This is a genomic window from Peribacillus muralis (assembly GCF_001439925.1).
Classification (GTDB): Bacteria; Bacillota; Bacilli; order Bacillales; family DSM-1321; genus Peribacillus; species Peribacillus muralis.
The window spans coordinates 20,894-38,059 of sequence record NZ_LMBV01000015.1 but is presented as its reverse complement, the minus strand read 5'-3'; the positions used below and the strand labels follow the sequence as shown (position 1 = coordinate 38,059).

The following is a 17,166-nucleotide window of genomic DNA, read 5'->3' as shown; positions in this document are numbered from 1 at the left end:
GGCTGAGCGATTAGAAGTGCCGATGAACCATAAGAAGATTCTTCGAATTATGCGGAAGTACAATTTCTTTGCCAAGGTGCGACGTCTGAATCCATATCGTCAATTAGCGAAGGCTACACAAGCACATAAAACGGTACCAAACTTACAAAATCGGCCAATTGAACCTATTCTTTTAACGGATATTACGTATTTGCCCCACAAAAATGGACAGGTGGCTTATTTATCCTGTGTTAAAGACGTGGCAACACGTGAAATCGTAGCGTATGAACTCTCCACTAGCTTGAAAATGGGAATTTNAGAAGCTTTAGAAGGAATGATTCATCCTGAAGCCATCATTCATTCAGATCAGGGCTTCCACTATACGCACCCGAATTATCAATCACGAGTGAAAGAAATGGGTCTAGTACAGTCGATGTTTCGGAGAGGAAATTGCTTGGATAATGCGCCAATGGAATCTTTCTTTGGTCATTAAAAGGATGAGGTACATTATAAAGAAGCAATTAATCTTAATTAATTAAAACGAATGATCAAACGGTATATCGATTACTACAATACCGAACGTAAGCAATGGATGCTAAAAAAGATGGCTCCANCATCTCGTCGCTGTTTAATAAGAGCCACTACTTTTTTATTAAACTGTCTACTTTATGGGGCGCAGTTCAGGGAGCAAGCGCTGGTGCGATCAATATGTCCGCTAAATGGTTATGCTCGAACAACTTTGGAGATGAAATAAGCTCTGTTTACGACGGAATCGGCCTTGACGATTTTTCCGTCCTGTCTCATTTTGATCTTGAAAATAACATTGCGCTGGTTCAAAGCGAACTGTCTCCCTTATCAGAAGAAATCAATATTTATGCGTCGAACAAAGATTGCGCTGTACATACAAAGGGAGACAAAATCGACATTTTGGCAATGTATATTTAATTTCCCACTCAAAGATTCAGAAATTAAATGAGACGCTCTAGTTGTGGTGAGTATTAATTTCTTTATGAAAAGCTTCTATTTTAAATTTAGTGGAACTACGCAAGATAGGATTGTTTCTTCGGTATCCAGAAAGCATAGGTGCAGAACGGTCTTCAGCAATCGGGCGCGATTGTTGTATAAACGTTTAGATTTAAACGACTTTATTATCATGAAATAATAACACCCGCCATTAAGTGAATACCAGGGTGCTATTCCCCTTTTTCGGGGGATGTGCAAAAACACCCAATTACGGAAAATCAGCTAATATCTTGACGGGAGATTAGCTGGTTTTATTACCGACTAGAATTATGAAAACTATGAAACTTTCAACTATTGTTCACTGTATTCAATCCTTCATGGATCTTAATCGGTCTACTTAAAGCCTGTTGCAGGTGAGGAATGCTGGCTTCTGTACGATATAGCTTTTGAGATCCGTTATTTTTAAAACGTAGCATAAGTTTAAAACCAAGCAAATGACAAAAAGCAAAAGCAACGACACTTACCCCTTCCATCATTGCTGGTACCTCCGAAGAAAGGCAGGACTTAAGCTGAGAATAGATACAAGCTGACTTTCGATCTGTTTTTTCGAGTGGAGTAACCCTATCCAACCTTTATTATCACTAAGCCTTAAGGGCATGAACCCGGTACCCTGTCTCATACCTTTTAATTTTATCGTAACGGACTAACAGGTGTTTAAATTCTGTTTGAGTATTAAAAATAAAATGAGACTTTTAAGTTTTATGAACCTTATAGTTTGGGGAAAGTCTGGATACTTATTTATGTGAAAATGGTTCAATACTGTTTAAAGTAGTTTCTTGTTTTTTGTTAGAAGATAAGGTGGAGATTCTAATATGCCACAAGTGTATTATTTGTACTTATTAACTAAATCGAGGATAGCAATTTCAATAAGGTCGGATTTATTGAATTTCTGTTGGGCAGCCAAGCTATCCAGCAAATCCCCAACTTTTTCATTTATGACAATCGTCTTCCGTACCTTTTTACCTTTTTCCAAGCTCACTATCCTTTGATACAAGTCATCTCCATGACTATCCTGTTGATCGTTGAGAACATATCCTCTTATTAAATCTCTAAGAATTTCTCTTTCTTCTGGTGTGAATTCCGTGTGTGCTTGAGTTAGTGTGCTGTTCACATTTAGGGGAATAGGAGGTGAATCCTTTTTGAAGTCATGTAAACTTGTGGGTGAAATTTGTTTCACGTTAATTGCGTGTATAGGTGTAGCCTGTTTCACATTAGGGTGATTGTTAGTGAATTCAAACACTGATGTATAAAGAGGTTCTTCCCCATCACCTACATAGTACCAGCCCTTTTGACCAGAGTTTCGGTACTTGTATCCAGCATTGTGCAAAGCTTCTTTTAACTTCTTCTCACCGATAGGTATTTTCTCTTTTGCAATCTTGGCTATGGTATTTCCGGTTATCAATAAATCGTCTAGTATTTCCTTAATTTTCATGATTCACATTCCCTTCACATTGATATCATGCTTGATTCACCTATTCTACATTCTGGTGTGACTTCCCTCCTATATTTCATAAGTATTTACGAAATACCCTCACTTTAAGGTGAGGGGTAGTGTAAGTTATTCAAATGTGTTAGGTTAACCCATAAAGGACGACTTTCTACTATTATATATACTCCCCAAATACATCTGATTTCCACAAATGAATCGCATGGCGTTCTTTTTCAAAAACCTTCTCCAAATAAATTTCTGTAGTGGAGAGCTGCTCATGGCCCAGACTCCTCATAATCTGATAGACATCCACTCCATTTAAGTGTGAAATGATGGCAAAAGCATGCCTAAAGGTATGAGGACCAATGGAAGAAGAACGAAACTTCAAAAAAGGCAATCCACTCTCTTTAATCGCTTTTGTTATGTATTGAGACAAATATGAGGGAGAGTAGGCACGGCCGGTATTAGTCGTAAAGAGCGGGTCTTCTCCTTCTGCTACATCTATATCGTCGAGGCTTCTAGCTGAACGGAACATTCGAATGCTATTCATTCCTTTTTCTTTCAGTGGGATTTGCCTTCTTTTATTTCCTTTACCTAGTACCTCTAGAAAATACGTGCTGGTAATGGAATCATATAGAAGGTCCTTGACTCGGAGTCTTGTAAACTCTTCATTACGCATGCCTGTCATCGTTAGGATATGAATAATGGAAAAAACGATGGGGTGGTTGATTTCCTTGAAATAATCAAGAAGCTGAATGACTTCCTTTGGTCCTAAATCACGGTTTGGTCGTTCATCTTTACGGATACTGATTTTATAGAACCCTTCATGTATGGGATCGGTGATATAGCCAGTTTCAAAAAGAAATTTCAAAAAATGCTTGATGATCGTTGTCTTTCTAGATAAAGTGGCAACGGAATAGGCTCCTTTTGTCGCGACATAGGGGCTTTTTTCTGATAACCATACCTGATACCGTCGAATGTGCCGGGGAGATAAAGATTTAAAGAGGGAGCCGTCCACTACCTTTTCCAAATCTATATCAATTTCCGTAGAATAGGTGATTAATTGTTCAATAAATTGAAGAAGTTCTTGCTCATAGGATTGAATGGTACGAGTGGACTTTTCATGCTGCTGGTTTAAATGCTCTCGACGTTGAAGAAACCACTGCAGCATGTCCACATCGCTAAAATTGGAAAAAGGGTCTTGCCCATTCTTTTCTGTCGCATCTAAACGTTCTTGTAGCGTATGAATCGAAATGTCAGAAAGATTCTTTTTCCATGCACGGATCTGCAGTTCTTTCGTTTTTGCTACTAGTTCATACATACCTGTATCCCTCACTTTTATTATTCACCTATTAATAAGTGAATGTGTTTATATATAATACTCTTGATTTTATGAATAATAATTATATTATAACAAACTATAATAGTTTATTAATTATCGTTACCCTAAATAAATTCTATATTTATTTACGTCTTTCATAATTATTATATAATTAGATTCAGGAAATATAATAATATTCTTAGGTGCAAGTATTATATCCATAATGATTATATTTATATAATTCATAATTATACTTATTTAAATATATATTATATATTATGATAGATAGAGTAAATTAATAGTTAAACCTAAGGTAGATAGAGATATAACAATAAAAAATAAAAGGTGAAGAGAAAAATCATGAATAATCTAAACCACGAAAAAAAAACGCAGACTGTATCTTATGAAATGGGAGAAACGGTTTTTGTTCTCCTAACATGTACGGAAGAAGATGACCCAGAGAGTTTTTACTACTATAAACAATTTGAGAAAAAAGAAGGCATGATTTTGGAAGTGATTCAACACCCGCGTCTCCAATATCGTGTGAAATTTGGCCAGGCAGAAGCAGTCTTGTATCATGAGGAATTGACGAATGGGAAACAACTGGATGCTCAAAAAATCGTAACGGATAACCAAGAAGGGTGGGAGAGGGTTAATGTGGAATGGTATACACAAAAAGAAGTAGCTGATTTATTAGGCGTATCCAAGGCAACAGTCTACCATTATGGAAAGCAGAAGAAAATCATTAAAATTCTGGATCCACATCGATCACATAAAGAGGCTCGGTATCAAAAAGCGGAAGTGGATCGACTAGTTTATGATAAGCAATCTTTCCCTACTGGTATGAGCCCCAATGAGGTTGCTAAAAGGTTGGGATTATCTGTTCAAAGCGTTTATAAGTATATACAAGATGGGTTGATAAAAGCTGAGGCGGTCCCTTATGGAGATGAGAGGACGATCTATGTCATATCAGAATCAGCATTTGAGGAAGCCGCCGGAGTACTGAAACCATCTGGATCCCAACGCCCCAAACGATTTGAGTATTATTATCCTAGTCACGATATTGTCTTATTTCAGAAATTTCATTCAAGGAAGGTTCCTGAAGCACGTGTTATACGGAACAAGGACCATGAATGGGGTTTTTACTTAGCCAATATTCAAAAATGGTTGTCATTTGAAGAAGGGATAAGGCTGTATCAGTTGAAGCCGGTCTATCCCATTCATCAATCTACTTTTGAGTATAAAGGCTATGTAGAGCTAGAAATTCCGAAGGATGCCGTGGTCCTCTATCCATTCCTGGACTACTTATATGAAACATGGGGAATGGAAAACATACGATTGAGGGAACAGGATTACACGGTAGTACTCTTCATTAGGGCAGGGGAAAGGCCATTAACGACAAAGAGTTTCATTGCAGAGGATATCCTGCCATTTTTAATACAAGGAGACATCTACATTGAAGAGGATCAATTGATTTTACGAAGTGCCTACCGAAAAACTAGTTTAGAATTACCCATTGAACTATTAGAAAGAATAACAGAGTTAGCAGTACAAGAAGGAATTAGTATGAGTAAGTGGATAGAGCAAAAATTATCATATCTACTAAAGTGATTTTGATTGAAAATAGGAATTATTAGTTTAATTCGAAATAACTATATTTATGGGGCTTACACTTTTGTAATTTATCAAATGAGAGATAACCGAGAATCATAGAAAATTATAAAGAAAATAATTAGAATTAGTAATGGATTTGTTATCTTAAGCTGTATATCTGTCACCCAGTTTCTTCAAAAGTCTGGTCTACTTCGTAGTGAGCCCATGCATCAAGTTGTAACGATAATGACTGTTCTTGTACTGACAAGTGCATATCCAAATTTCAACAAGAATCCCCCTTATTAAGGTCTTAACTATACCAAAAAGGTGGTAGAGATAGATATATTGGTATTTAGACTTTGGTTATATTTTTGGTTGTGTATATAAGTAGTTTTTGAGGTTTTTTTAGAAGTTCACTTACCATATCTGTCCAGTTTTAATAGTGAAATAGGAAGTATAGATCCATGGATAGTTTTGATGGAGTATATTTAGAACTAGTCCAGACTAAGTTAATAAAAATCCCGATTTTGATGAATCTCTTTTCAAAATCGGGATTCTTTTGTTTTATCAAATATTAAAACTAAATTTTGACAATGAAGATTCTTATATTCTTTTGTTTTATAACCACAAACGACCGTTTATACTAACACTGCCTAATACCATTTCTTGAAATGAATTTAATCCTCTACTACCTATGATAACTAAATCAGATTTTTCTTTATTTGCATAATCAACGATGGACGGACCAGGTTTACCATACAGCATTTTTATTCTATAGGATATATTATTTAATTTCATTTGTTCTTCAGCAGGTAGGAGTTTCTTTCTTCGAGAAAGTTCTAATTCTTCTTTTCCAGAAGAATGCAGGATGTCTTATCAACAGGCCTGGTTTGAGATTTTACAATTGGGTAGACAAAACCGTTTGCAAATACTCCTTAACGTGTGTTAACGAGGCAGGTTGATTTCGATGGGCGACATAACCATCAGGACGTATCACGTAAACGCTAGGGTCCTTAGCACCAAAAAAGTAATGGAGTTTGTGGTAAGGGTGCCCGCTATCGACGAGTACTTTTCCATTCCATCGCAAACGCTTTTGAATATGCGGATTAGGCACAACAAAAATGGGCGTAATTATATCTCCGAATATATCACGAACATCCTGCGCTATTTGCTCCAAGTTTCGATAATCTTCGTCAGCAGACTCAGCCGAAAATAATAACAACGCATATTCAGTGGTGTTAAGAAACTCATACAAGGTATGGCGAGGCACTCCTTTAACATAGTGAAAGGGATAATCAGGCACACGTTCTCCTGGGGTGATTCCTTTTGGCTGACGCTCATACGGTTTAAAGGACTGATGCCAGTTTTCTGCTACTAGAGGGCTCTGCAGATACGCTACCCCCAGTTCAAAAAATTCAGGTGTAAAGCGTTTTAAAAACGATTCGCGCATATTGGAATTGCTAGTAAAACCAGAAATCAAGCTATTACGCAGCCAGCGCCCGTTGGCATCATGCATGCTAAGGAACCGGGTTACGTTCTGTGTACTCGCCAAAACCGAAGCTGCTACGGGTTCACGCTCCGCCGAGTAGCTATACAACACTGATTCTGGCGCTTCTCGGCGACAAACCTGGGCAAGTTTCCAGCCTAAATTGAAAGCATCCTGGACACCAGTGTTCATCCCCTGCGCACTAGCCGGGCTATGGCAATGGGCAGCATCACCAGCCACAAATGCTCGTTGAACCCGGGCATGAGGCACACGACGCTGTTGAATAGTAAAGAGTGAGACCCAGGAAGGATCACGTACCACAGCTGTCGAGGACCCAATCGCGCTCCGCAGTTTTTTTGTCAATTGCTCAGCAACTGCATTACGGTCATCTTTATGTTCGACATCCGGATTAATATCAAGCAGGCGCCAATGATTGGGTTCCGGAAATGGAAACGCCACTAAGCCCCCCTCTTCTGAGAACAAAATATAAAGAGTATCCCGTTCCTCACGCTCTAACTCCCAATCCACGTGAACATCCGCGACTAGCCAGGTTTCTGATGACGTTCCCTCAAAAGGGAGACCTAGCTGTTTACGCACGGTACTATGTCCACCATCACAACCTACTAACCAAGAAGCTCGAATCTGATGGTTCTGACCATCTTCTCCACTTACTAGGGCCGTGACGCCATGCTCATCTTGCTCAAACTTTTCTAGTCGTGTTCGATATTCAATTTTTCCACCTAATTCAGCAAGACGGGCACGCATTATTTCTTCTGTATAGACTTGAGGAAGCGAATAGGTACAGGTATAGCGAGTAAATAGTCCCGCGGGGTCCATCACTACATTTGTTAACTCATGTCCATCAGTGAAGGCTCGCATATCATAAATTTTTTGTGCTCGCTCCTCTATAGCATCTGCAATTCCCACTCTCTCAAACAACTCCATGGTACGCGGATGAATGCCAAACGCACGAGATGTGGTTGGCGGTGCATCAGCTTGATCGATGACACGGCATGAAACACCTCGGCGCAGAAGTTCACTAGCTAAAATCAGCCCGACTGGTCCTGCACCAACAATCAATACATCGGTTTGTTCTTTTGTAGTAAGCATTATCAATTTCCTCCTTTGAATTCAAAACGGCAATAGGCGAATATTTTTAAACGTACTGATTACTGTTCACTCAATCATAAAACTCGGGAAGAAGCCTCAGGCTTTGCCATTGTTCGGCGTCGTGCCCATAAATCGTTAGTGCAACGTGTTCAGACTGCCTAATATCATTAAGTTTTTTTGTGCTTTCCCGTACAAGTGACTCATCGATATCAAACGGTTCGATTGGTCGCGTTGCAGGGTCGGTATGATTCTGAGAAGGTATAGCATCGATAGCAAGTAAGACAGGGCCTGTATGTGGAAGATTGATAAGAACGGACTGATGACCAGGAGCATGACCACTACTTTCCACAACCGTTACCCCAGGATCAATCTCAGTATCACCATCCACCAGTAGAAAGCGAAGTCCAGAGGCCCCCCATTGGTCTTCAGTCATCCTAAAGCGATCTACTTCTCCCTTTATAGCAGCATGATATAGACGTCGCTGAACGACAATCTCAGAGTTTTTAAATGAAGCCAGGTTCCCCGCATGATCGGGGTCAAAATGGGTGCAAATCACATAGCGAATGTCCTGAGGTGCTATCCCCAAAGTGGCTAATTGATGCCCGACATTATCGTCCTCATCCATCATGTGAGGCAAAGAGGGGGTATGACCGTACTTTCCAACAAGACTTTGCGAAAGACCTGTATCAATCAAAATATATTCACCAGAATCGGTTTCGATTAAATAGACAGGGACGGGAAGATTACCACTCGGGTGGTTGTGTGGCGGGCGCACCTTGCCTACTATCATTAAATAAAGTTTCATTTTTTCCATTCCCCCTTAGAAGCCGCTATTATCAGATTTCTATTATCTACTTAGAATGAACTCAAGAAGTTCATGTTGTAGGCTTGGATAAGCCACTGCAACAAGGGTTCAGTTCGGAAACTTGAGTTCAATCTATATACATAGGAATCAATGTGTAACTTCTACTATATAGTCGCGAGATGTGCCTCAAGCTTGAGCAATAGGGAAACCAGCTGTTCCTGATCCTCGATGCTGAATATCTCCATGACCCGTTTAATCCTCTGAAAATGTGAAGGAAGCATCTTTTCTAGTAAAACTCGAGCTTGTGATGTCAAGGTAATGAGCCAGACGCGGCGATCAGAGGGATTAAGTTGGCGTTCAACTAAGCCGCTTCGTTCTAGGCTTTCTAGGAGTTTTGTAATCGTTGCACGAGTCACTCCCAATGAATCCGCTAATTGCGAAGGTGGCATAACCTGGCCCGGTGCATCAAATAAGCACATCAATACCGAGAAGCGTCCATCTGACAATTCATATTCCTCAAAAAAGGGAGTAAATAGCACCTCAAGATTGTTTCCTGCTCGCAAAAGCAACAAATAAGTCAAGACAGGATTTACATCTTCTCCAAGATAACGACGTGCATTATTCCAAGTAGGCTGATATTTCAGAAGATCAGGCAGAATCATATGGACACTCCTTTCTCAATAAAATAGTAAACAGGCTAATAATAAGCCGACTAATTAATTTTGTCAATTCTATCCAACCTAACACCCGTCGTCTAGAATTCCGCTATGGTCCCAGCGGATTCGCGATGTTTCTTCAAGAATGGGTGTAAGACTAGGATTTATTCTTAATATTTGTTAAAAGGTACTTAATAATAATTATTGTCTTTTATTATATAAATTTGAAACATAATGTCGGAACAATAGGCATACCCATAGGAATTAGTACTCTATTCAAAATATATCATTTTCTACTAAAATAGGAATTATTAGGTAACATAAAAAGGCTAGATTTCAGGAGGGTATTATGTCAAAAAATAGTCGAAAATCTCCCAAAATATTTGCAACGGCTCTAGCAGCTTCTTTAGCATTTGGCACAATCGGGTATGCTGCCCCGCTAAGTAACGAAAATGGAAAATCATCCCAATCTCAAGATCAGAAGATTATTGCCAGAATAAATGCTGAACGTGCTATCGAGCACGTGAGGTATCTATCTGAAGAAATTGGGACAAGACCTGGCGGATTAGAAAATGAAAAAAAATCGGCAGAGTATATTGCAAATACACTCAAAAGTTATGGTTATGATGTTGAATATCAATACTTTCCGGTAGCAGATCAATTCATTGGCAGTGCAGCATTCGAAGATGGGACGGTATGGGAAATGGGCGCTGCACCAAATGGAGCGATTAGCGATACGCCAGTTCATTCAGAAGCCATCTTTGTGGAAAATGAGAATTTCCAGGGAGCCCAAGGTAAAATTGTACTTCTGGCTCGCGCAGATACTACTGCCGGATACCGTGAGCAGGTAGCCAAAGCAGTGGAGGCAGGAGCTTCTGGTGTGATTCTGCAAAGCCTCGTTGGAAGCCGCGGCAATTACGGACAAACTTTTAATCCTAACCTTACTGCAGAATATGATATCCCGGTTTTCGGGGCTTCCTATATTCATGGTGAATGGCTCAAGGAACAAATGGATGAAGGTGCAGTTAAGCTCTCCCTGACAGCAAAACATTATAAAGATCTTAAATCGGTAAATGTAATTGCAACCAAGGAAGCTAAATTAAAAGATGATGATACAAAAGAGGTTATACTAGGTGCTCATCATGATAGTGTAGTGGGTGCTCCAGGTGCGAATGATAATGCTTCCGGGGTAGGATTAATGCTTGAGCTTGCCAGAGTTTATAAAGGATATAACACAGACAAAACCCTTAAATTCATTGCATTTGGATCTGAGGAACGCGGACTTTTAGGAGCAAGATATTATGTAGATCAGTTAACAGAGACACAAAAAGATCAAATAGAATCCGTTTTTGTTCCTGATATGGTTGCTACAAACTATGACAAGGCGACAAACCTATATGCCATGACACCAGACGGCAGCCAAAACATTGTAACATCTTCAACTGGTGAAGCTGGGGCACGCTTGGGCAATTCTGATATTCTGCCGGGGAAATTCGGATCGAGTGACCATGTTCCTTTCCATAATGCAGACATTCCTGCGGCCCTTTTTATCTGGATGGGCATAGACAGCTGGGATCCGCTTGTTTACCATATTGAAAAAGTCTATCATACACCGCAGGATACCCTCAAAGATAATATCTCTGCAGACAGAATGCAATCAGCACTTGATATCATCGGTTCCGGACTTTTTGATGTTGTCCGAAAAAAAACACAAGGCAATAATTAATGCGTTTCTGGTGCAAATACCAAGACAAATAAAAAAAATGATAGGTCCACTTTCAAATAACCTATTAGGCGGTTATCCCGAACAGTCTATATATGAATTTCCTTATTTAGGGGGGGTGGTTGGGCAAGGCGGAAAACTAGTGATTTATCAAATTAATGGGTTAAAAGGAGGAGAAACATGTTAAAAAAATTTAAAGTTGGAATACTTTTCAGCATGATTATTTTGTCTATATCTTCTATAGGTCCCTGTAATTCTGTGTCTGCTGCTTCGAATCAAAAGAAGAATATAGAAAGAGCAGTTATTTCTTACGAATCCTTGCAAAAATATTTCTATAAATCAGATGTTAAGCTCTATACTGAAGAATTTCCACATGTGAGCAACAATCCGTATGCTTTTGTATGGCCATATGCACGTGCCATGGCTGCAACAATTGATATGTCCAGACTTCCTAAAATAGGAGAAAAGTACGTGAGTGATAGAAAAGATCGCTTAACGGGGCTCGAATTGTATTGGAATAATGAGACGACCCCAAAAGGTTACGACTCCTATGTAAGACCTCCTATTGGTAATGGCGGAGATAAGTTTTATGATGATAATGATTGGATTGCATTGAATTTTATTAAACTGTATGAGATGACCGGTGATAAAAATGCATTAGAACGTGCAAAGGAAATATTTAAACTGCAAGTATATGGATGGGACGATGACTCTTCACACCCTTCTCCTGGGGGAGTATTTTGGACACAAGCTCCATGGAGCAATGATCGGAACACCATTTCTAATGCACCAGTAGCCCAAATTGGGTTATATTTATATGAGATAACGGGGGAAAAATATTACTTTGATTGGGCCAAAAAAACATATGATTGGGTTAATAGTAGTATGCTGGCACCAAACGGTTTATATTGGGATCATATTGACCTTCAAGGAAATATTGAAAAAACACAATGGACTTACAACCAAGGAATGATGCTTGGAGCAAATGTACTGTTTTATAAAACAACAGGAGATGATTCATACTTAAAACTTGCCGAAGAGATTGCGGATAAATCTCTTCAGTATTATGATGATTCCAAATTATATAATCAACCTCCAGAGTTTAACGCAATCTTCTTTGAAAATCTTCAACTATTGGAATCTGTTAATCACCAAAATAAATATCGAAAATATATTCAATCTTATGCTGATGGGATGTGGAAAACTGTAAGAGATCCAGAAACAGGGTTGTTTCCACGCGATAATAATAAACCAGTACCGTTAATTGAACAAGCTGCAATGGTAGAAATATACGCTAATCTAGCAAAGAAAAGTGACGAAAAATAGACCCGGGGACTGGATGAGCATCTACCTAATATTATGGTAGATGCTTTTTTATTGTGTTTAATGATTTAAATTCAACGGATATGTATTCTTCGATACTCAAAAATTTCTTTTAGTTTCTCGTCACACTCCAGTATTCTATTCTCGCCCTCTATCTGTTTTAAAGAAAGGGAAAATAGGCGTTTAAGCCATTTATAATAACCACGCTTAGATAAGTCTTTCTGCATTTTTCTTCTTCCTCTCCATTTCACCTAACCCTCCAAATACAAATTTCACTCCAACAGAAGCCATGCCCATTAAATTTGTAAACGCTTTAGCGATATAGCATACAATCGTAATTCCTATCTGTGTATTCATTAATAAAAATTCCAAGACTAACTTATTTTTTAATTTCAACACCCATACAAAAAAAGAGAAGACCAGCAAATCTTCTCTTTTTTTTCATTTAATCCTTTTCACGATAATTAGTTCTTCTCTCTCCTAGTTGTTTTGCAGCCTTTTTAGCCTTCTCCTGTTCAGGATTTGTATAAAGGGCAGCCGTTGTGGTTGAAGTATGACCAAGTTGAGTCATCAGCAAATGAATATCTCCTGACTGCTCCATTAAGTTCGTCCCATAGGTATGCCTAAGTTTGTGTGGGGACATGGATTTATTGGATTTAAAGGCCTTCGTGTATTTCTTTACTAAAGCCTCGATGGCACGGTTAGAAAGTGGGGTGGCTCCATTATTCACCCTAGTCAAGAATACATAGGCCGTATCATCGTTTGATCCCCTATAACGTTCAGTTCGCACTGCTAGGTAATCTTTTATGTCCTGCATGGAGGGAGGAGAGACTGCCACTACATCCTTTTTTCCACCCTTACGTAATACATGTATCTGTTTTTCCTCGAAATCCAAGTCTCGTAGCCTTAAGTTGGATAATTCATTCACCCGGATGCCACTTCCTAAGAAGAGAGATAAGATCGCAAAATCACGTTCCTTGTCCCTTTTAAAATATATGAGTTTTCTGGACTTTTCAGGTAGCTCTCTTTCATAGTCATGCTTCACGAATTCAAGAAACCGAGCATCCTCATCATTGTGGAAAATCTTTGTCGAAATTCTGGAGGCACGCGCCCCCAAAGTCTCTTTGACTTTATTCACTTCAATTTTCAGCATGACATTTCGATAGAAGTAAGGTTCGCCATCATCATTTTCTGTCTGTGTCGTTAAATACTTGAAAAGGGAACGTAGTGCTGAAATTTTACGATTTACGGATACCTTTTCCGCTTTTTTTGTTTCCTTCTTATTAATAGGGATATTTCTCCGTTCCAAAAATTTGATAAAAGATTGAGCTTCGACCAACTTCAACTTTTCCAGAACTGACAGGGGGATATCCTTAATATGCTCTTGCTCAGCAATGCCTTCCGCAATCAGCCACTCCAAAAATAATTTATAATCAAGAACGTAATTCAAGAGGGTGGAAGGGGACCGGGTATCCAATTTATTGTCAACATATTCAACGATAAAGAAAGGCATGGACTTAACCAGCTGTTCCAATTTCTGCTCATGGACTTGATGTTGTCTGGTATTGGCCATTGATTGACTCCTTTTTAAGTTTGTTTATGCGTAAAATTCAATTTTTACGAATAGTTGTTTACATAATTATATTATGTTCAAGTTACTAATTAAGATAACAGCCATGCACGGAAGGATAGGACTGAAATCATTAATTTTTCACAGGAATTTTTACATCCTCATATTTTTCGAGATTTTGAAGTTTATGATTTTCGATAGTAGCTTCAGCAGCATCTTTGGTTCGAAATTATCCACCTTAATTGTTTCTTTATTTGTATGGAGATCATAAATTCGGATTTTGTAATCCATCATAAAAACTCTTTATTAAAACCTAAGAATTTGTTTTGTATAATCAGTAAAATCCCCAAGATGGTTTGCAACAATTTGCTGCAAAATGTCTATATTGACCGTCTGGTAGTCATGAACGGCTATGTTTCTAAAACCAACCATGGCCTTTAATCGTTTTACTGTATTTTCGTCAATAATTAGCGCCCCATGAAGCATATCAAACGCATCTCTGCTGGTTTGAGGCAAGCCCAATTTACGTTCAGCTACAATATGCATAGCCAAGTCAATTGACGCTTCGCACGCCCTTTGTATATTGAGAATAATGGAGTCTTGTTTGGTATAGTCCTTTAGATTTTCTGGATTATTGGCATATACATCCTTAACTCGGTTCATGCAACGCTCTATCACACTAATTTTGTTCAATATGACATCATTCTTCATAAATGGTCCCACTTTCTCCTATTTTTTTTAAGATGTTTTCGCGTTCCTCGTTCAATTTAGCGTACATGCTTAATGCAGTCATTTGGAGGTTTTTAAGAAGAGTATCGTTCGCTGAATATATAATGATACCGGTAGTATATATCTGGGCTTTAAATACCGTGGATGCTGTACGGATATTGACTAAATCCACCTCAACCTTCAGAATATCTGCTATTTCCTGTGATAGCTGAAAAACTTCATATGTAGTAAGCGATGAATTCTCACTGTAGAAAGCAATATCGATATCACTATCTTTATGTGTAGAGTTTTTGGCATAAGAACCAAAGATTATAATGAAAACAGGATCTATTTTTTTTACGAGAGTATCTTGAATGGTTTGAAACATCTCAGTATACATAAGACACGCTCCCTAAATTATTATATGAAGATTATACCAAACGTTCATTCTCTTGTCCATCTATGCTTAAAACTGATATTTTACGCATAGATGTTTTTTTACACCACATCTCTCCTTCATAAATAAAGAACTTATGTTAATCATGCTTTCTAAAAGACTGTACTTAGTATATTTTTAATTATATATATTCTAACGAGGTTTATGGTGCATGATAGATTGTAATTCTTATGGTAATTATCATGCACTTGAACAGCATCCCCTTTGTTCGTTCATACAAGAAAAGACTTTCCTATTCGGGAAAGTCTTTTCTTTATCAATGTCCGCTAATACTTATTACATGATTTGGTTCCATTGCTACGCATACCAAGACTACCCCAGATAAAAAGGATTGTTGCTCTTGTGCGAAAAGTTTCAGTTCATTTGTAACAATTCATCATGTAAAACACTTACGATAAGCATAGTGTCTTTTCATTTTTGGGTATGATTTTAACTTCACTTGATGGACATGTGGTAGGTAAGTGATATCAATGGGAAAATTTTTAAACTATTATTGTCAAAAAATTCGCAAATGTTACAATAACATAGTAAAACGATTTAGTAGTTATCAAAAGGTGAGTTTTGGCGTGATCAATAAAGGAGCGTCTAACACCCTTACTACCAAGGAGAGGATAAACAGTGAGTACATCTATTGAACAAGAGAATTCGCGCCGTATAACGGGCAACATTTTTAAAGGTTCGGTCGGAAATCTAATCGAATGGTACGACTGGTATGTGTATTCCGCTTTTGCCGTGTATTTCTCGGAAGCATTTTTCCCCAAGGGAGACACGACCAGCCAACTTCTCAACACGGCAGCGATCTTCGCCGTTGGCTTCCTTATGCGCCCTTTAGGGAGCCTTCTGATGGGACGCTACGCTGATCGTTATGGGCGTCGTGCCGCGCTTACGCTTTCCATTACCGTCATGGCCGGTGGTTCTCTAATCATTGCTTTAACACCCAGTTATAGCACCATTGGTGTGTTGGCTCCCATTATTCTGGTTCTAGCACGCCTGCTCCAAGGTTTGTCGCTAGGTGGAGAGTATGGAACCTCGGCAACGTACCTATCCGAGATGGCAAGCAGCGGCCGACGCGGCTTCTATTCGAGTTTTCAGTATGTCACACTTGTTGCCGGACAACTATTAGCACTGGGGGTCCAAATTATCCTTCAACAAACTCTCAGTGAATCCGATATGATGTCCTGGGGTTGGCGTATTCCATTTGTAATCGGAGCAATGGGAGCATTAGCCGTATTGTGGCTACGCCGCACAATGGACGAATCAGAGCAATTCTCAAAAATGGATTCTGAAAGTCGGGAGAACGCTGGGACCATTCGGGCTCTGATGAAACACCCTAAGGCGGTGTTTACAGTAGTTGGACTAACGCTTGGGGGAACCGTCGCATTCTATACTTATACTACGTATTTACAGAAATATATGGTAAATACTGTCGGCCTCGATAAGGAGGTCGTAAGCTGGATTAACTTCATTGCCTTGCTTATTTTCGTCGTGCTTCAACCACTTGCCGGTATGCTGTCTGATCGGATTGGACGCCGCCCACTATTACTTTTTTTCGGGATCTTCGGGACTTTGTTGACGGTACCACTGTTCATGATCATGGAACAGACGAAAAATCCTATCATTGCATTTTTGCTTATGATGGTTGGTCTTGTCATTATCACTGGTTACACTTCAATCAATGCGATTGTAAAAGCAGAGCTTTTCCCAACTGAAATTCGTGCTCTAGGAGTGGGATTCCCCTACGCAGTCACAGTTGCAGTCTTCGGTGGAACTGCGGAGTTAATTGCGTTATGGCTGAAAAGCAACGGACTCGAGATTCTCTTCTACTACTACGTAGCTGCCTGTATTGCCGTTAGCTTAATTGCCTATTGGCGCATGAGTGAGTCCTCGAAGGTCTCCCACCTCGAAGCTGAGCTCAATGCTAGTAAAATACTCTAGCTCCTGGCACTCTATAATATAAAGAGAGAAAAACAAAGATTAAAAATG

At 39.0% G+C, this 17,166-nt stretch carries 15 protein-coding genes and 4 pseudogenes; 7 read left to right on the top strand and 12 right to left on the bottom strand.

The window, feature by feature from the left end; genetic code table 11:
* From ASU00_RS26315 to ASU00_RS16835, 3 pseudogenes are all read left to right on the top strand, one after another.
* Nucleotides 1-296, top strand: a pseudogene (locus tag ASU00_RS26315) (IS3-like element ISBsp3 family transposase); the annotation flags it as partial.
* A 1-nt stretch (nucleotide 297) separates the two neighbouring features.
* A pseudogene (locus ASU00_RS26310) lies at nucleotides 298-592 on the top strand (IS3 family transposase); the annotation flags it as partial.
* A gap of 1 nt (nucleotide 593) precedes the next feature.
* A pseudogene (locus ASU00_RS16835) lies at nucleotides 594-965 on the top strand (type 1 glutamine amidotransferase family protein); the annotation flags it as partial.
* Between the two features lie 363 nt (nucleotides 966-1,328).
* On the opposite strand, the pseudogene ASU00_RS16830 reads toward ASU00_RS16835, so the two are convergent.
* The 3 genes and pseudogenes from ASU00_RS16830 to ASU00_RS16820 all read right to left on the bottom strand — a co-directional run.
* A pseudogene (locus ASU00_RS16830) lies at nucleotides 1,329-1,541 on the bottom strand (Tn3 family transposase); the annotation flags it as partial.
* A gap of 287 nt (nucleotides 1,542-1,828) precedes the next feature.
* A complete protein-coding gene (locus ASU00_RS16825) occupies nucleotides 1,829-2,434 on the bottom strand; it encodes a hypothetical protein (protein ID WP_057914640.1) in 606 nt (201 codons plus the stop codon).
* Between the two features lie 172 nt (nucleotides 2,435-2,606).
* Nucleotides 2,607-3,752 (bottom strand): tyrosine-type recombinase/integrase, encoded by a 1,146-nt coding sequence (locus ASU00_RS16820; protein WP_057914696.1) that lies wholly within the window; start codon nucleotides 3,750-3,752, stop codon nucleotides 2,607-2,609.
* 360 nt (nucleotides 3,753-4,112) lie between these two features.
* On the opposite strand from ASU00_RS16820, the gene ASU00_RS16815 reads away from it, so the two are divergent.
* A complete protein-coding gene (locus ASU00_RS16815; RefSeq protein ID WP_236712760.1) occupies nucleotides 4,113-5,363 on the top strand; it encodes a helix-turn-helix domain-containing protein in 1,251 nt (416 codons plus the stop codon).
* Nucleotides 5,364-5,963: 600 nt separating this feature from the next.
* Here ASU00_RS16815 and ASU00_RS24620 read toward each other — a convergent pair.
* The 4 genes from ASU00_RS24620 to ASU00_RS16800 all read right to left on the bottom strand — a co-directional run bounded on the left by ASU00_RS24620 (nucleotide 5,964) and on the right by ASU00_RS16800 (nucleotide 9,408).
* Nucleotides 5,964-6,143: a universal stress protein gene (locus ASU00_RS24620; RefSeq protein WP_236712759.1), complete on the bottom strand. Its 180-nt coding sequence runs from the start codon at nucleotides 6,141-6,143 to the stop codon at nucleotides 5,964-5,966.
* Between the two features lie 100 nt (nucleotides 6,144-6,243).
* Nucleotides 6,244-7,941 (bottom strand): FAD-dependent monooxygenase, encoded by a 1,698-nt coding sequence (locus ASU00_RS16810; RefSeq protein ID WP_057914639.1) that lies wholly within the window; start codon nucleotides 7,939-7,941, stop codon nucleotides 6,244-6,246.
* Between the two features lie 70 nt (nucleotides 7,942-8,011).
* Nucleotides 8,012-8,755, bottom strand: a complete 744-nt coding sequence (locus ASU00_RS16805; RefSeq protein ID WP_082630398.1) for an N-acyl homoserine lactonase family protein — start codon at nucleotides 8,753-8,755, stop codon at nucleotides 8,012-8,014.
* Nucleotides 8,756-8,910: 155 nt separating this feature from the next.
* Nucleotides 8,911-9,408: a MarR family winged helix-turn-helix transcriptional regulator gene (locus ASU00_RS16800; protein WP_057914637.1), complete on the bottom strand. Its 498-nt coding sequence runs from the start codon at nucleotides 9,406-9,408 to the stop codon at nucleotides 8,911-8,913.
* A gap of 343 nt (nucleotides 9,409-9,751) precedes the next feature.
* On the opposite strand from ASU00_RS16800, the gene ASU00_RS16795 reads away from it, so the two are divergent.
* Nucleotides 9,752-11,128 (top strand): M28 family metallopeptidase, encoded by a 1,377-nt coding sequence (locus ASU00_RS16795; protein WP_057914636.1) that lies wholly within the window; start codon nucleotides 9,752-9,754, stop codon nucleotides 11,126-11,128.
* 177 nt (nucleotides 11,129-11,305) lie between these two features.
* Nucleotides 11,306-12,451: a glycoside hydrolase family 76 protein gene (locus tag ASU00_RS16785; protein WP_057914634.1), complete on the top strand. Its 1,146-nt coding sequence runs from the start codon at nucleotides 11,306-11,308 to the stop codon at nucleotides 12,449-12,451.
* A 204-nt stretch (nucleotides 12,452-12,655) separates the two neighbouring features.
* On the opposite strand, the gene ASU00_RS16780 is transcribed toward ASU00_RS16785, so the two are convergent.
* The 5 genes from ASU00_RS16780 to mntA all read right to left on the bottom strand — a co-directional run bounded on the left by ASU00_RS16780 (nucleotide 12,656) and on the right by mntA (nucleotide 15,126).
* Nucleotides 12,656-12,847 carry a Na+ dependent nucleoside transporter N-terminal domain-containing protein gene (locus ASU00_RS16780; RefSeq protein ID WP_269085330.1) on the bottom strand — a complete coding sequence of 64 codons (192 nt, stop codon included), beginning with the start codon at nucleotides 12,845-12,847 and terminating at the stop codon, nucleotides 12,656-12,658.
* A 46-nt stretch (nucleotides 12,848-12,893) separates the two neighbouring features.
* Entirely contained in the window at nucleotides 12,894-14,021 is a 1,128-nt protein-coding gene (gene xerS / locus ASU00_RS16775) for a tyrosine recombinase XerS (RefSeq protein ID WP_057914632.1), read from the bottom strand.
* 150 nt (nucleotides 14,022-14,171) lie between these two features.
* A complete protein-coding gene (locus ASU00_RS26305) occupies nucleotides 14,172-14,309 on the bottom strand; it encodes a hypothetical protein (protein WP_236712758.1) in 138 nt (45 codons plus the stop codon).
* Nucleotides 14,310-14,324: 15 nt separating this feature from the next.
* Nucleotides 14,325-14,729 (bottom strand): type VII toxin-antitoxin system HepT family RNase toxin, encoded by a 405-nt coding sequence (hepT, locus tag ASU00_RS16770; protein ID WP_057914631.1) that lies wholly within the window; start codon nucleotides 14,727-14,729, stop codon nucleotides 14,325-14,327.
* Nucleotides 14,719-15,126 carry a type VII toxin-antitoxin system MntA family adenylyltransferase antitoxin gene (gene mntA, locus ASU00_RS16765; RefSeq protein ID WP_057914630.1) on the bottom strand — a complete coding sequence of 136 codons (408 nt, stop codon included), beginning with the start codon at nucleotides 15,124-15,126 and terminating at the stop codon, nucleotides 14,719-14,721. The genes hepT and mntA overlap by 11 nt, the downstream gene beginning before the upstream one ends.
* A 675-nt stretch (nucleotides 15,127-15,801) precedes the next feature.
* Here mntA and ASU00_RS16760 point away from each other — a divergent pair.
* Nucleotides 15,802-17,118, top strand: a complete 1,317-nt coding sequence (locus tag ASU00_RS16760; RefSeq protein ID WP_057914629.1) for an MFS transporter — start codon at nucleotides 15,802-15,804, stop codon at nucleotides 17,116-17,118.
* Nucleotides 17,119-17,166: the final 48 nt, after the last annotated feature.

Bases quoted from the DNA above. Each gene is read 5' to 3' on its own strand.
- ASU00_RS16825 (WP_057914640.1), bottom strand. From the start codon at position 2,434: ATGAAAATTAAGGAAATACTAGACGATTTATTGATAACCGGAAATACC.
- ASU00_RS16820 (WP_057914696.1), bottom strand. From the start codon at position 3,752: ATGTATGAACTAGTAGCAAAAACGAAAGAACTGCAGATCCGTGCATGG.
- ASU00_RS16815 (WP_236712760.1), top strand. From the start codon at position 4,113: ATGAATAATCTAAACCACGAAAAAAAAACGCAGACTGTATCTTATGAA.
- ASU00_RS24620 (WP_236712759.1), bottom strand. From the start codon at position 6,143: ATGAAATTAAATAATATATCCTATAGAATAAAAATGCTGTATGGTAAA.
- ASU00_RS16810 (WP_057914639.1), bottom strand. From the start codon at position 7,941: ATGCTTACTACAAAAGAACAAACCGATGTATTGATTGTTGGTGCAGGA.
- ASU00_RS16805 (WP_082630398.1), bottom strand. From the start codon at position 8,755: ATGGAAAAAATGAAACTTTATTTAATGATAGTAGGCAAGGTGCGCCCG.
- ASU00_RS16800 (WP_057914637.1), bottom strand. From the start codon at position 9,408: ATGATTCTGCCTGATCTTCTGAAATATCAGCCTACTTGGAATAATGCA.
- ASU00_RS16795 (WP_057914636.1), top strand. From the start codon at position 9,752: ATGTCAAAAAATAGTCGAAAATCTCCCAAAATATTTGCAACGGCTCTA.
- ASU00_RS16785 (WP_057914634.1), top strand. From the start codon at position 11,306: ATGTTAAAAAAATTTAAAGTTGGAATACTTTTCAGCATGATTATTTTG.
- xerS (WP_057914632.1), bottom strand. From the start codon at position 14,021: ATGGCCAATACCAGACAACATCAAGTCCATGAGCAGAAATTGGAACAG.
- ASU00_RS26305 (WP_236712758.1), bottom strand. From the start codon at position 14,309: ATGGATTACAAAATCCGAATTTATGATCTCCATACAAATAAAGAAACA.
- hepT (WP_057914631.1), bottom strand. From the start codon at position 14,729: ATGAAGAATGATGTCATATTGAACAAAATTAGTGTGATAGAGCGTTGC.
- mntA (WP_057914630.1), bottom strand. From the start codon at position 15,126: ATGTATACTGAGATGTTTCAAACCATTCAAGATACTCTCGTAAAAAAA.